The organism is Ectothiorhodospira marina, assembly GCF_900109495.1.
Classification (GTDB): Bacteria; Pseudomonadota; Gammaproteobacteria; order Ectothiorhodospirales; family Ectothiorhodospiraceae; genus Ectothiorhodospira; species Ectothiorhodospira marina.
In genome coordinates this window covers 15581-30239 of the sequence record NZ_FOAA01000009.1, presented here as the reverse complement: position 1 = coordinate 30239, position 14659 = coordinate 15581, and the positions used below count along the sequence as shown (strand labels likewise).

The window sequence follows — 14659 nt, the reverse complement described above, 5'->3', positions numbered from 1 at the left end:
CATGAAGGGTATCATCGATTATTTCCGGAGCCCGCGACAGACCAGCGCCAAGGTGGCCAAGGAGCGCCTGCAGGTCATCGTGGCCCGGGAGCGCAGCAGTCGTTCGGGGCCGGATTATCTCCCCGCCCTGCACAAGGAGCTGCTGGAGGTGATCCGCAAATACGTCCAGGTGGGTGACGATGCGGTGCAGATGAACCTGGAGAGCGAAGGGGACTGCGAGGTTCTGGAGGTGAATATCACCTTGGGTGACAAGCAGTAGGGGCGGGCCTCAGAGTCCCGGTTCCACTTCCCAGGGTCCGGGGCGTCCCGGCACGGAGCACAACTGATCCAGCCGGGCGCTGAACCGTGCCCGGGAGATGGATTCGGCGCCCATGCGGCTCATGTGCTCGGAAGGTGTCTGGCAGTCCAGCAGCGGATAGCCCCAGTGCTGCAGATGCCGGCACAACACCACCAGGGCCACCTTGGAGGCATCGGTGGCACGGCTGAACATGGATTCGCCGAAGAACACCCGGCCCACGGTCACCCCATACAGGCCGCCCACCAGTTCCCCTTCCCGCCATACTTCCACCGAGTGGGCATAGCCGGTGCGATGCATCTGCGTGAAGGCCTGCTGCATGCCGTAGGTGATCCAGGTGCCGTCCACGCCACGCCGGGGGCCGGCGCACCCTTTGATCACTTCGTTGAATGCCTGGTCGAAGGTGACGGTGAACTCGCCGCGACGCAGGGTCTTTCCGAGGCTGCGGCTGACGCGCACATTCTCGGGGTAGATCACGGTGCGGGGATCCGGTGACCACCAGAGGATGGGCTGTCCGGCCTCGTACCAGGGGAAGATGCCGTGTCGGTAGGCATTGAGCAGCCGCGGCAGACTGAGGTCCCCGCCTGCCGCCAGCAGCCCGTTGGGTTCACGCAGGGCGCGATCCACCGGTGGAAAGGGTTCGTCTGTTTGGCCCGGGCGCAGCCAGGTGAGGGATTGCACTTGGTTGTTGCCAGACATGGCGTCTCCATTCTCTTGAGTCTGCAACGTCAGTTCCTCAGTATCGCCGCAGGCGTTCCTGTAGGGAAGAGCTCCTCAACCTGCAAGAAGCAAGGTTCGGCGACAGACACCCCCTTCTCCCCCTCGGGGGAGAAGGGCTGGGGATGAGGGGGGGAGGCGGGCACTATGCCGCTCCTAGCCCCTCACCCCAACCCCTCTCCCCGCAGGGGAGAGGGGCATCAGATCTGCCGGAACGGCGACAGGCTCATCAATTTCTCGCACTGCTCCCGCATCGCCGCCTCCTCGCGACGACAGAACTCCATCACCGGGCCTCGCAGGCCGGGGTTGTCCACCCAGTGGGCAGACCAGGTACGGGTGGGGAGAAACCCCCGGCTGATCTTGTGTTCCCCCTGGGCGCCGGGTTCGAACTGATCCAGGCCATGACGAATGCAATAGTCGATGCCCTGGTAATAGCAGGCCTCGAAATGCAGGCCATCATGATCCTGCTCGCACCCCCAGTAACGGCCGTAGAGGGTGTCCTTGCCCCGATAGCACAGGGCCGCCGCCACCGGCTGGCCGTCTTCCTCCGCCAGCACCATGACCACCTGGCGACCCAGCGTCCGGGCAGTCTCCCGAAAGAAGTCCAGGGTGAGGGTGGGGATGCCGAACTTGCGCTCGAAGGTGGCTAGATAAAAACGGTGGAACACCGCCCAAAGCGCATCATCCACCTCGTCCCCATGCAGGATGCGCACATCCAGCCCCTGTTCCTGCACACGGCGACGTTCCCGTTTCACGTTCTTGCGTTTCTTGGAACTGAAGCCATCGAGAAAGTCATCGAAATCCCGGTAACCATCGTTGCGCCAGTGGTACTGACAGCCCATGCGCAGGCATAGGCCCATCTCCTTGAAGGCCCGGGTGTCCTCGCTGTCGGTGAACAGGAAATGGGTTGTGGAGAGTCCCTGGCGACCGGTGAATTCAATGGCCTGCTGGATCAGGGCCTGGCGCAGTGCCCCGGCATCGCGCTGTGGGTGGACCAGCAGCCGCGGGCCGGTGGCCGGGGTATAGGGAATGGCAGAGACCAGCTTGGGATAATAATCCAGCCCCGAGCGCTGCCAGGCCTGCTCCCAGGCCCAGTCAAAGACGAACTCGCCGTAGTTGTTGGTCTTGGCATAGAGGGGCAGGGCGGCCACCAGGGTGCCATCCGGCTCCCGCAGGATCATGTGGCGGGGATACCAGCCGAACTTCGAGCCCAGACAGTCGTGCCGCTCCAGGGCAGACAGAAAGGCATGGCTGAGGAAGGGGTGGTCATGGCCGCCCAGATGATCCCATTCCTCCGGCTGGATAGTAGGGTCAAGGGCATCGATGATGCGAAGTTCCAGCGCAGCGTGGGGGGCGTCAGCCATGGTGGAGCCTTGATGTGGGCACCCTGATTAGGACCGAGCGGGGCGGCCGGTGTTCCTTGGTGCGGTTTGCCATGGGCGCCCTCATCCCCAACCATTCTCCCCGCCGGGGAGAAGGGAGCAACGGGCCGCACCCCGCAAGCAGTTGGGGAGAGGGGAGAAAAGCCCCCGCCCTTCCGGCGGATGCGGGACCACGAGCCCCTCTCCCACTTGTGGGAGAGGGGTTGGGGTGAGGGCGTCTTTTAAACCTCGTCCAGAAACCGCTCCGCATCCAGCGCCGCCATGCAGCCGGACCCCGCCGAGGTGACCGCTTGCCGGTAGACGTGATCCATCACATCCCCCGCTGCAAACACCCCAGGGATACTGGTGGCCGTGGCGTTGCCGTTCAGGCCGCTCTGCACGCGGATGTAGCCGTTGTTCATCTTCAGTTGGCCCTCGAACAGATCCGTATTGGGCTTGTGGCCGATGGCGATGAACACACCCTGCAGATCCACATCCTGCGTCTGCCCGGAATTCACGTGACGGATGCGCATCCCGGTGACGCCGGTCTGATCCCCCAGCACTTCGTCCAGCACATGGTCCCAGGCGATGGTGACCTTGCCCTCGCGTTCCTTCTCGAAGAGCTTGTCCTGCAGGATCTTCTCTGCTCGCAGCTTGTCGCGACGGTGCACCAGGGTGACATGGTCGGCGATGTTGGCCAGATACAGGGCCTCTTCCACGGCGGTATTGCCGCCACCGATCACCGAAACCCTCTGACCCCGGTAGAAAAACCCGTCACAGGTGGCGCAGGCGGATACCCCGCGGCCCTTGAAGACCTCCTCCGAGGGCAGGCCCAGGTACATGGCCGAGGCCCCGGTGGCGATGATCAGGGCATCGCAGGTGTAGCTGCCGGCATCGCCGGTGAGCCGGAAGGGCCGCTGACCCAGTTCTGCGGTATGAATATGATCGAAGATCACCTCCGTCTCGAAGCGCTCCGCATGGCGCTTCATGCGAGCCATCAACTCCGGTCCTTGCACCCCATCCGCCTCTCCAGGCCAGTTGTCCACATCGGTGGTGGTGGTCAGCTGGCCTCCCTGCTCCAGGCCGGTGACCAGCACCGGGTTCAGGTTGGCGCGGGCCGCGTAAACCGCGGCGGTGTAGCCGGCCGGGCCAGAGCCCAGGATCAGCAGGCGGCAGTGTTTGGTATCACTCATCGTTTCGTTGTTCTGTCTCTTTGATCATGCGGCCAATCTACTCAATGCATCGTCAAGCGTAAAGAAGTCCTGACGTGGTGACCGATGTGCGCCCGCCGGGGCTCCTACGGTACACTAGGCGGCTAGCCTTCAACCCAGACTCCAAATTGGCTCAGGCACGGCAAAAGAAAAAGGCGGACAAGACCGTAAGCGGCAAGCAGCCGGCGCCCCGACGCCCCATGAGCGCCCATGTGCGCCGGGGGCTGAGGGAGGGGGCGCTGCTGGTGCTCACCGCGGCGGCCGCGTACCTGTTCATCGCCCTGGCGAGCTATCACCCCGCTGATCCCGGGTGGTCCCAGACCGGCACCGGCATGCAGGTGAGCAACCTGGGGGGGCGCGTGGGTGCCTGGTTCGCGGATGTTTTCTTCTATCTGTTTGGTTACCTGGCCTATCTGGCGCCGGTGATGGTGGGTTACAGCGGCTGGCTGGTGTTCCGGGGCCGCAAGGACACCGGCGAGCTGGATCTGCACACCCTGGGGGTGCGCTGGTTCGGGTTCGTGATCACCCTGGCCGCTGGCTGTGGTCTGGCCACCCTGCATTTTCTGCCTGGCACGCTGCCGCTCAATGCGGGCGGCATTTTGGGGGAGGTGATTGGCGAGGGCCTGGTGCCCATGCTGGATCTGGTGGGCGTGACCCTGTTCCTGCTGGCCCTGTTCCTCACCGGCGTGACCCTGTTCACGGGGTTGTCCTGGCTGTCACTGATGGACACCCTGGGCCACGGTACCCTGTGGCTACTGGCCCGCGCGCGGGAGAAATTCGCCGGTGCTCTGGAGCGCCGCGCCCTTCGGCGTGCCGAGAAGGCCCGCGAGGCCGAGGTGAAAAAGGAGGAAAAGCGCCAACAGGCCAAGGCACGCAAGGAGGAGAAGCAGCGCCAGCAGGCAGAGAAACAAACGGTCGAGAAGCCCTCCAGCAAGGTCCGCAAGAACGACAAGCCAAGGATCGAGCCGGTGCTGGAGCCCATGGTGCCGGAGCCCGAGCCTGCCATTCCCAAGCCCAAAAAACCCAAGATGCAGCTGTCGCTGTTCGGCAACGACACCGTCGACCCCAATGCCGCGCCACCGCTGAAACTGCTGGATGAGCCCAAGGCCCAGGAGGGGGGCTTCAGCGAGGAATACCTGCAGACACTGTCCCGGCTGGTGGAGGAAAAACTCCAGGACTTTGGTGTGCAAGTGGAGGTTGTCGAGGTCCACCCCGGCCCGGTGATCACCCGCTTCGAACTGCAGCCCGCCGCTGGCGTCAAGGTGAGCCGCATCTCCGGCCTGTCCAAGGACCTGGCCCGGGCCCTGTCGGTGATCAGCGTGCGCATCGTCGAGGTGATCCCCGGCAAGTCCACCGTGGGCCTGGAGATCCCCAACCAGAAGCGGGAACTGGTCAGCCTCTCGGAGATCATCCGCGCACCGGTCTTCGATGGTGCCGGATCGGCGCTCACCCTGGCCCTGGGCAAGGATATCGGCGGCTCCCCCGTGGTGGCCGACCTGGCCAAGATGCCGCACCTGCTGGTGGCGGGTACCACCGGTTCGGGCAAGTCCGTGGCCATCAACGCCATGCTGCTCTCCTTGCTGTTCAAGGCCCGCCCGGAGGAGGTGCGCCTGATCCTCATCGACCCGAAGATGCTGGAGCTGTCCATCTACGAGGGCATCCCGCACCTGCTGGCCCCGGTGGTCACCGACATGAAGGAGGCCTCCAACGCCCTGCGCTGGGGCGTGGCGGAGATGGAGCGTCGCTACAAGCTCATGTCCCACATGGGGGTGCGCAACATCGCCGGCTACAACCGCAAGCTCAAGGACGCAGTGGCCAAGGGGGAACCGATCCGCGACCCCTTCTATAACCCCCAAACGGCCCTGGACCCGGACGAACCGGCCCCGGAACTGCAGCCGCTGCCGTTCATCGTGATCGTCGTGGACGAGTTTGCCGACATGATGATGGTGGTGGGCAAGAAGGTGGAGGAGTTGATCGCACGCCTGGCCCAGAAGGCCCGGGCCGCCGGCATTCACCTGATCCTGGCCACCCAGCGCCCCTCGGTGGATGTGATCACCGGCCTGATCAAGGCCAATATCCCCACACGGGTGGCCTTCCAGGTGTCCTCCCGCGTGGATTCGCGCACCATCCTGGACCAGATGGGGGCGGAACAGCTCCTGGGGCACGGGGACATGCTCTACCTGCCACCAGGCAGTGGCCATCCCGTGCGTCTGCATGGGGCCTTCGTGGCGGACCACGAGGTGCACGAGGTGGTCAACTTCCTCAAGGCCCAGGGGGAACCGGAATACGTGGATGCGGTGCTGGAGGAACCCGAATCGGGATCGGCGGTCGTACCAGGATTGGAGCCGGTGGACAGTGGCGAGGAGTCCGACCCCTTGTACGATCAGGCCGTGGCCATCGTGCTGGAGTCGCGCAAGGCGTCCATCTCCTACGTGCAGCGGCGCCTGAAGATTGGCTACAACCGCGCCGCCCGCATGATCGAGGATATGGAAAACGCCGGCGTGGTCAGTCCCCTGCAGTCCAACGGTAATCGGGAAGTGCTGGCGCCCGCGCCACAGGAGTAGTGCAACATGCGCAGATTATGGATCCTCATGGCCCTGCTGGGGCTGGTGATCGCCCCCGTTCAGGCAGACACTGCCCGGGATCGGCTCGACCACTTCTTCCAGGAGATGGAGAGCTTCCAGGCCGATTTCGAGCAGGTGGTGCTCACCGAGCAGGACGAGGTCATGCAGGCCACCGAGGGGCGGGTGTACCTCAAGCGCCCCAATCAGTTCCGCTGGAACTATGAAAAGCCCTATACCCAGCAGATCATCGCCGATGGCCAGTTCCTCTGGACCTACGATGAAGACCTGGCCCAGGCCACGGTGCAGGAGATGGACGCCGCGCTGGGCCGTACTCCGGTGATGTTGCTCTCCCAGCCCCGTCCCCTGGAAGAGGATTTTCATGTGGAAGAGCAGGGCGAGATTGAGGGCATGAGCTGGCTGGCTTTGACCCCACGGGAAGCGGGTTCGGATTTCGAACGGTTGCTGATCGGCATGGACGAGGGGCAGGTGCGCATGATGGTGCTGTATGACCAGTTCGGCCAGCAGACCCGCATCCGCTTTGGCGACATGGACATCAACCCCGACATCCCCGCCGCCCGGTTTCGTTTCGAGCCCCCGCCGGGTGTGGACGTGATGCACAACTAACTCTCATGCATCAAGGCGGTGAGCCACCCCTGATGATGAAAGATACGATCCAAGCCCCTCTCCCCTGCGGGGAGAGGGGTTGGGGTGAGGGGCGAGAGTTGGCACGTTGCCTGCCGCACCCCCCTCATCCCCAGCCCTTCTCCCCCTCGGGGGAGAAGGGAGGCCTTCCTTGCGGGCCACCTGGCTCCAATTGACCCTTCTCCCCCGAGAGGGAGAAGGGAGTATATGTCGCTGAACCTTGCTTGTTTCACGTTTAAAGGCGCCCAGGGCGCCTGACTCATCCTCTGACGCCATGGCCGTATCCGATTCCATCAACCCCGCCCGCCCGCTGGCTGACCGGATGCGGCCGACGCATCTGGATGAATATGCCGGCCAGCAGCACCTGCTTGCTCCCGGCAAGCCCCTGCGCCACGCCATTGAAGAGGATCACCTGCACTCCATGGTCTTCTGGGGGCCCCCGGGCACCGGCAAGACCACCCTGGCCAGGCTGATCGCCCACTACTGCGGGGCCCGCTTCATCACCCTGTCTGCCGTGCTTTGTGGCGTGAAGGACATCCGCGCCGCCGTGGAGCAGGCGCGGGAGACCCAGCAGGACGAGCACCGGCCCACCCTGTTGTTCGTGGACGAGGTGCATCGCTTCAACAAGTCCCAGCAGGACGCCTTTTTGCCCCACGTGGAGGACGGGACCCTGGCCTTCATCGGGGCCACCACGGAAAACCCCTCCTTTGAGCTCAATAATGCGCTGCTCTCCCGGGTGCGCACCTATGTGCTCAAGAACCTGGAGGCAGCCGATCTTCGCGCCATCATCGACCGGGCCCTGGCGGATCCCCAGCGGGGTCTGGGAGAGCGTGGTCTGCAGATGGTGCCGGATCTGCGGGACCTGCTGGCGCAGGTGGCTGATGGTGATGCCCGTCGTGCCCTGAATCTATTGGAGATTGCCGCCGATCTGGCAAGGGACGAGGGGCAGGGGCCCGTGATCGACCAGGCCATCCTGGAGGAGGTCACCAGCCAGGGCCTGCGCCGTTTCGACAAGGGCGGTGAGCTGTTCTACGACCAGATCTCCGCCCTGCACAAATCCGTGCGGGGCAGCGATCCGGATGCGGCCCTGTACTGGTTCTGCCGCATGATCGACGGGGGCTGCGACCCGAGCTATCTGGCCCGGCGCATCGTGCGCATGGCCAGTGAGGATATTGGCAATGCCGATCCGCGGGCGCTCACCCTGGCCCTGCAGGCCTGGGACACGTTTGATCGCCTGGGCAGCCCGGAGGGGGAACTCACCCTGGCCCAGGCGGTGATCTATCTGGCCTGTGCGGCCAAGAGCAATGCCGTGTATGTGGCCTACAACACGGCCATGGAGGATGCCCGCCAGCGCGGCACCCAGGAGGTGCCCCTGCACCTGCGCAATGCTCCCACGCGGCTGATGAAGCAACTGGACTACGGCAAGGGGTATCGCTACGCCCACGATGAGGTGGATGGGTTCGCGGCCGGGGCCTGTTATTTTCCCGAGGGGATGGGGGAGCCGCGCTATTACGAGCCGGTGGAACGCGGCCTGGAGATCCGCATCCGGGAGAAGCTGCTGGATCTGCGGCGGCGGAACCGGGAGAGTCGGTCGTGAGGGGACAGCGCCCCCTCTAGCGCGTCAACCCCGCATACAAGGTCGGCAAGGTCTCCGGCAGCCGCGCCACATGATCCACCACCATATACCGCTTGGCCCCGAAGATCCGCTCCACATAGTCATCCGCATGGGGATCCAGGCTCATGCAGAAGGCGTCCACGCCGTGCTTGGCCACCTCTTCCACCGCATGACGCGCATCCTGACGCAGGTACTGCGGGTCCCGCACATCCGTATCCGAAGGCTCCCCATCGGTGATGATCAGCATGAGCTTCTTGCGCGTGGGCTGACGCCGCAGCACCTCCCCCGCGTGGCGGATGGCCGTGCCCATGCGGGTGGATAACTGCCCCTTCATCCCCGCCAGGCGACCCTTCACCCGGTCGTCGTAGGCATCCTCGAAGTCCTTGAAGCGGAAATACTCCACGTCATGCCGGCCATCGGAGTCAAAGCCGTGGATGGCGAAGGGATCACCGATGCGATCCATGGCGCCGGCCAGCAGGGCGGTGGCCTCCCGGGCCAGCTCCAGGATGCTGCTGTCGGTGCCCCGCACCTGATCATTGGTGGACTCGGACAGGTCGATCAGCACCAGGACCGACAGATCCCGCACCTTGCGCTCGTGGCGGATGTGTACCCGCGGGTCGGGCTGGCGCCCCATACGCAGGTCCACCATGGACTCCACCAGGGCGTTGAGGTCCAGATCGTCCCCCTCGGGCTGGCGGCGGTGGCGCTGCATGCCCTGGGGCTGCAGGGCCTCGATGAGATATTTCAGGCGACTGATCAGCGGCTTGTGCTTGTCGGCCACCGCGTCGATCACCGCCGGGTCACCCATCACCGGGCGGCGTTCCAGCAGCGTGCACCAGTGGGGGCGCTCCAGCTGCATCTGGTAGTCCCACTCCTGGTAATGATAGGGGAGGGAGACGGGCGGCTTGCCCTCCTGTTCATTGAGACTCACATCCTCCGAGTCCCGGAAGAACTCGGTGTCCAGGATCATGATCTGCTGGGCATCGTCACCGGCGCCGGGGACATCCAGTTCGTTGATCATCTGCATCAGTGAGACATGGATGCGTTCCTGTCTGGGTTGATCCAGTCGGATGGTGTCGAAGTCCTCGTCGGAGCCCAGGTTCCAGATATAGCGGTTGTCATCCCGATAGAGAACGGGGATGTGGTCATGTACCGAGTGAAAGTCATCGGCATGGGGGAACTCAGGCGCCAGTTCGAAGGCCAGCTCCCAGGCCAGGCCATGGCGCTCCAGATCGTCACCCAGGGTAGCAAAGGCCTGGCGGGCATGGGCAATGAAGGGATGGTTGTCCTGGTAGTTGGGGTCCAGCAGGGCGCGGGCCGTGCGGCCCAGCATGGGGGTGACCGCATCGCCGTCCTCGGGGCGGCTCACATGCAGGGGGGCCCAGATCTGGCGCAGTCCCGGGAAGGCCTTCAGGGCCAGGGCCTCGACCCGGGCATCCTCGATCAGGCCCACCAGCATCCCTGCGATGCCGCCGGGATTGTCGGCGGGCATGCGGGCGCGGCTGTACACCACATGGGCGGCCGCATGGGCTGCCGTGGCACGGTAGATCTGCAGACCACTGAGGCCATGCTCATCATCATAGGCATCGGGGACGTGGACGGTATAGCCTTCGATATAGGGTCGTACCCCTTCCTTGGACTCGAAATCACCACTGGTGGGGCGCAGGAAGAAATCCCGGGCCCACAGGGCCCGCAGATACATGTTGATGCGCCGATGCACGTCCACGAACAGGGTGCCGCGGCGCTCCTTCTGGAAGACGGACTGGGATTCGGGGGTCTCCAGGGCGAAGTAGGCCACCTGGGCCTTGAAGTCGCGCCCATGGACCTTGGCACCCCACAGGGCCCAGCGGCGCAGTCCACCCAGGGTGAGATGGGTCAGGAGCACGTCCAGGTGCTCGAGCATGGGGCGGATGCCGCGAGGGGCCTGGGCCACCAGGTTGTCCAGCAGACCCAGATAGCGCAGGAACAGATCAGGATCGCTCAGGCGACGGGCGGCGATGGGGCTGGTGGAGATCACCAGGCTGACCACGGCGCCGCTGGTCTTGGAGGACAGCCTCGCGGCGGCTTCGAGCAGGTAACGTACGGCTTCCTCCCCCAGTTCCCGAGCGACACTGGGGGCCTCCTGGATGAAGTCGATCACCGGCTCGCTACCCCGACCCAGGTTCTTCAGGGCCACGGCCCCTTCCAGGTAGTAATTCTTCAGGCCCGAGGGGCTGAAGGTACGCACCGCATCCTGCCAGGCCGCACCCATGACCTCTTCGGCATGACCTCCCAGGTCATCCAGCAGATCCCGATAATCTTCCAGATCGATGCTCATGGCAGTCCCCTCTGATGGACCTGATGATCATTCATTGTAGGAGCGGGCCTCGCCCGCGAAGGCGGCGGGCACCTACTCCAGGCGCTGCTGCCGCAGCGCATCGCTGGCAGGCCAGCTCCCACAGGGGATACCAGGCTCCACAGGGAAGCTGAGTTCTAAAGGGAGCTGATACTGCTTCCACGGACACTCAGAAAAATGTAGTCACCGCCGCATCCAGTGCATCGCGCATGTCCGGGTCGTCGGTGAGGGGACGCACCAGGGCCATGCGACAGGCGGCCAGGGGATCCACTTCCCGGGCGATCAGGGAGCCGGCATGGACCAGCATGCGAGTGGAGATCCCTTCATCCAGACCGTGACCCTTCAGGTTGCGGGCCCGCTCGGCCACGCCCACCAGTTTGCCGGCCACATCGTTGGAGACGCCCGTCTCGTGAGAAACGATTTCCTTCTCTACATCGGCCTCCGGATAACCGAAATCCAGGGCGCCGAAACGTTGTTTGGTGGATTGCTTCAAATCCTTCATCAGACTCTGGTAACCCGGGTTGTACGAGATCACCAGCTGGAAATCCTTGTGGGCCTCGACCAGTTCCCCCTTCTTCTCCAGGGGCAGGACGCGCCGGTTGTCGGTCAACGGGTGGATCACCACCACGGTGTCCTGCCGGGCCTCAACCACCTCGTCCAGGTAGCAGATGGCGCCATGGCGCGCGGCCAGGGTGAGGGGGCCGTCCTGCCAACGGGTGCCGTTGGCATCCAGCAGGTAGCGTCCCACCAGGTCCGAGGCGGTCATGTCCTCGTTACAGGCCACGGTGATCAGGGGCTTGCCCAGCTTCCAGGCCATGTACTCCACAAACCGGGTCTTGCCGCAGCCGGTGGGGCCCTTGAGCATCATCGGCATGCGCACGGCGTAGGCGGCCTCGTAGAGGTCCACTTCGTCACCCACGGCGCGGTAGTAGGGTTCTTGGGTGACCTTGTAATCGCGAACTTGTTCGTGCATGGGTGTCTCCTGGTAAGCCCCTCTCCCGCAAGCGAGACAGGGGCGGGGTGAGGACAGTCGATGGCCGCGGTACCCGCCGCTTCCCCTCATCCCCGGCCCTTCTCCCCGAGGGGGAGAAGGGAGTCCTGTGTCATGGGGCCTTACCGAGCCCCTCTCCCGCTGGCGGGAGAGGGGTTGGGGTGAGGGCAGGGTTGGGTGTCCGGGGCTCAGCCCTTGTGCACCAGCATGGAAGTCCCCTGGCACTGGGCGTAGTTGTCGTAGCCGATCAACCGTACCAGGTGACCCGGATTCTCCTGCTTGCAGGCCTCCACTTCCGCCAGGATGGTGTCCACCGACTGCTCACCGAACATGGGCAGCTTCCACATGTACCAGTAGGAACCGAAGGCATTCTCGGGCTCGCTGTGCTCAACGGCCGGGTTCCAGCCCTGGTCCACCAGATACTGGATCTGCTGGCGGATCTGCTCGTCGGTCATCTGCGGCAGGTAGGAGAAGGTCTCGTATTTCAGCGACTGCTTGAAGCTCTGGATATCAGACATGGTGTCATCCTCTTTCGATCAGGTGGCGGGGCGGCGCTTGGCCGCCCGCGCAAGGGTCAATGAACAGGTTCGATCAGCGGTGCTGTACGTCCAGCTTGTCCACCGTATCGAACTCGAACTTGATCTCCTTCCAGGTTTCCATGGCCACCTTGAGTTCGGGGCTGTGCTGGGCGGCGGCGGTGAGGATCTCCTTGCCTTCCTTCTCGATCTCGCGGCCTTCGTTGCGGGCCTGCACACAGGCCTCCAGAGCCACACGGTTGGCAGTGGCGCCAGCGGCATTGCCCCAGGGATGGCCCAGGGTGCCACCACCAAACTGCAGCACGGAGTCATCACCAAAGATGGAGACCAGGGCCGGCATGTGCCACACATGGATGCCGCCGGAGGCCACGGCGAAGACGCCGGGCATGGAGCCCCAGTCCTGATCGAAGAAGATGCCGCGGGAGCGGTCTTCCTTCACATAGTCGTCACGCAGCAGATCGATCCAGCCCAGGGTAGCAGCCCGGTCACCTTCCAGCTTGCCCACCACGGTGCCGGTGTGCAGATGGTCACCACCGGACAGACGCAGGATCTTGGCCAGCACCCGGAAGTGGATGCCGTGGCGCGGGTGACGGTCCATGACCGCGTGCATGGCGCGGTGGATGTGCAGCAGCATGCCGTTCTCGCGGCACCAGTTGGCCAGCCCGGTGTTGGCGCAGAAGCCGCCGGTGATGTAGTCGTGCATGATGATGGGGGCGCCCAGTTCCTTGGCGTATTCGGCGCGCTTGTACATCTCTTCGGGTGTGGGGGCGGTCACGTTCAGATAGTGGCCCTTGCGCTCGCCGGTTTCCTGCTCCGCCTTGTCGATGGCTTCCATGACGAAGTCGAAACGCTGGCGCCAGCGCATGAACGGCTGGGAGTTCACGTTTTCATCATCCTTGGTGAAGTCCAGGCCGCCACGCAGGCACTCATACACGGCACGACCGTAGTTCTTGGCAGACAGGCCCAGCTTGGGCTTGATGGTGCAACCCAGCAGGGGGCGTCCGTACTTGTTCATGACATCGCGTTCCACCTGGATGCCGTGCGGAGGCCCCCCGCAGGTCTTCACGTAGGCGATGGGGAAGCGCACGTCTTCCAGACGCAAGGTACGCACGGCCTTGAAGCCGAACACGTTGCCCACCAGGGAGGTGAACACGTTGACCACCGAGCCTTCCTCAAACAGGTCGATGGGGTAGGCGATGAAGGCATAGAAGCACTCATCGTCACCGGGGACGTCCTCGATCTTGTAGGCGCGGCCCTTGTAGTAGTCCAGGTCGGTGAGCAGGTCGGTCCACACCGTGGTCCAGGTGCCGGTGGAGGACTCGGCGGCCACGGCGGCAGCAGCCTCTTCGCGGTCCACGCCCGGCTGCGGGGTGACCTTGAACACCGCCAGGATGTCGGTGTCGCGGGGGGTATACTCCGGGGTCCAGTACGTCTGGCGGTAGTCTTTTACACCAGCACTGTAGGTCTTTACGGCCATCGTCGACTCCTTTGGATTTTTAAGTTCTGTCGCCACCCGTGCCGGCGGCGCCGATGTGGGGTGTGAGACAAAGTCTGCTTCGACGTGAGAAAGACTACAATAAGTGCGGGTATAATTAATAATCAATTGTTGTGATTGTTTGGATAAGCGTTAGTTTATGTATTGGGAGCGCGAAGGGGCGAGCTCATGGCTCGCCCCTTCGCATGCACAGGCACTTCTGGCTTGAGTTGCCAGGCTTCGGGATTAATTCACTCCATACTCCACCAGCAGATCCTCATCCCGCACGATCATCTGGCAGGCCAGGCGCCAGGCGGGGGGGAAATCATCCACCGACATCTGTTCGATCTCGTCGGCGGTGAGCTTGCCCAGTTCCTGAAGGACGGTTTGCTCCTTCACGGTGAGGGGGCCGCCCTTGGGCTTGGTCTTGCCCAGATGGGTGACGCGCACCAGGCAGGTGCCGCATTCGCCGTCCTGGCAGTCGAACTGGATGGGCAGCCTGTTCTCGCGGGCGATCTTGAGAATGGTTTCAGTGTGGCTTCCGGCTACGGCGTAAACGGTCTTATCCTTGTAGTCAGGATGCGAAAAGGTGATGTTGGGCATGACGGGGCTCTCCGGAATAGGGCAGGATCAGGCGGGACGGACGGTGACGTCGCCGAGGATCTGGGCCTGGCAGGCCAGGCGCTGATGGCGGCCCGCGCTATTCTCCTTGAGGGCCTTATGCTCAACCACCGATGGCTCGGTCAGATTGTTCCAGCCTTCCTCCACCTGCATCATGCAGGTACCGCAGTCGCCCTCTCGGCAACCATAGATGATGCCCGTGCCCACCTTTTCGGAGATGTCGATCACGCGGGCGCCCACCGGGGCGTTCACGGTGAGATTGATGTCTTTGAAGGTCAGTTTGGCTCTTGCCACGGC

Annotated in this window: 13 protein-coding genes; 4 read left to right on the top strand and 9 right to left on the bottom strand. The window is 63.9% G+C overall.

All coding sequences use genetic code 11. The features are described from left to right. The first annotated feature begins 1 nt into the window (after position 1). Positions 2–259: a cell division topological specificity factor MinE gene (gene minE, locus BMY52_RS08890; protein WP_090253570.1), complete on the top strand. Its 258-nt coding sequence runs from the start codon at positions 2–4 to the stop codon at positions 257–259. Between the two features lie 9 nt (positions 260–268). Here the strand turns inward: minE and aat are convergent, their stop codons facing one another. The 3 genes from aat to trxB form a co-directional block, all read right to left on the bottom strand. After that, on the bottom strand, positions 269–994 hold the full coding sequence (gene aat, locus BMY52_RS08885; RefSeq protein WP_090253568.1) for a leucyl/phenylalanyl-tRNA--protein transferase: 726 nt from the start codon (positions 992–994) through the stop codon (positions 269–271). A gap of 218 nt (positions 995–1212) precedes the next feature. Then, the gene (locus BMY52_RS08880; RefSeq protein ID WP_177169914.1) at positions 1213–2376 is read right to left on the bottom strand and encodes a GNAT family N-acetyltransferase; all 1164 of its coding nucleotides are present in this window, start codon (positions 2374–2376) and stop codon (positions 1213–1215) included. A 239-nt stretch (positions 2377–2615) separates the two neighbouring features. Next, positions 2616–3566 carry a thioredoxin-disulfide reductase gene (trxB, locus tag BMY52_RS08875; RefSeq protein WP_090253566.1) on the bottom strand — a complete coding sequence of 317 codons (951 nt, stop codon included), beginning with the start codon at positions 3564–3566 and terminating at the stop codon, positions 2616–2618. A gap of 146 nt (positions 3567–3712) precedes the next feature. Between trxB and BMY52_RS08870 the strand changes: the two genes are divergently transcribed. The 3 genes from BMY52_RS08870 (at position 3713) to BMY52_RS08860 (ending at position 8387) form a co-directional block, all read left to right on the top strand. Next, the gene (locus BMY52_RS08870) at positions 3713–6148 is read left to right on the top strand and encodes a DNA translocase FtsK (RefSeq protein WP_425429230.1); all 2436 of its coding nucleotides are present in this window, start codon (positions 3713–3715) and stop codon (positions 6146–6148) included. Positions 6149–6154: 6 nt separating this feature from the next. Next, a complete protein-coding gene (lolA, locus tag BMY52_RS08865) occupies positions 6155–6772 on the top strand; it encodes an outer membrane lipoprotein periplasmic chaperone LolA (protein WP_090253563.1) in 618 nt (205 codons plus the stop codon). 292 nt (positions 6773–7064) lie between these two features. Then, entirely contained in the window at positions 7065–8387 is a 1323-nt protein-coding gene (locus tag BMY52_RS08860; protein ID WP_090253561.1) for a replication-associated recombination protein A, read from the top strand. A 16-nt stretch (positions 8388–8403) separates the two neighbouring features. Here BMY52_RS08860 and BMY52_RS08855 read toward each other — a convergent pair whose 3' ends face one another. From BMY52_RS08855 to BMY52_RS08830, 6 genes are all read right to left on the bottom strand, one after another. Next, positions 8404–10722 (bottom strand): nitric oxide reductase activation protein NorD, encoded by a 2319-nt coding sequence (locus BMY52_RS08855; protein ID WP_090253558.1) that lies wholly within the window; start codon positions 10720–10722, stop codon positions 8404–8406. Between the two features lie 187 nt (positions 10723–10909). Then, positions 10910–11713, bottom strand: coding sequence for a CbbQ/NirQ/NorQ/GpvN family protein (locus tag BMY52_RS08850; protein ID WP_090253556.1), 804 nt, complete (start codon positions 11711–11713; stop codon positions 10910–10912). A 206-nt stretch (positions 11714–11919) separates the two neighbouring features. Beyond that, the gene (locus BMY52_RS08845) at positions 11920–12249 is read right to left on the bottom strand and encodes a ribulose bisphosphate carboxylase small subunit (protein ID WP_090253553.1); all 330 of its coding nucleotides are present in this window, start codon (positions 12247–12249) and stop codon (positions 11920–11922) included. A 73-nt stretch (positions 12250–12322) separates the two neighbouring features. Continuing rightward, positions 12323–13744, bottom strand: a complete 1422-nt coding sequence (locus BMY52_RS08840) for a form I ribulose bisphosphate carboxylase large subunit (RefSeq protein ID WP_090253551.1) — start codon at positions 13742–13744, stop codon at positions 12323–12325. A 243-nt stretch (positions 13745–13987) separates the two neighbouring features. Beyond that, positions 13988–14344, bottom strand: coding sequence for a 2Fe-2S iron-sulfur cluster-binding protein (locus BMY52_RS08835; protein ID WP_090253549.1), 357 nt, complete (start codon positions 14342–14344; stop codon positions 13988–13990). Positions 14345–14371: 27 nt separating this feature from the next. Then, complete coding sequence (locus BMY52_RS08830) at positions 14372–14656, bottom strand: 2Fe-2S iron-sulfur cluster-binding protein (protein WP_090253547.1); 285 nt, start codon at positions 14654–14656, stop codon at positions 14372–14374. Between the last annotated feature and the right edge of the window lie 3 nt (positions 14657–14659).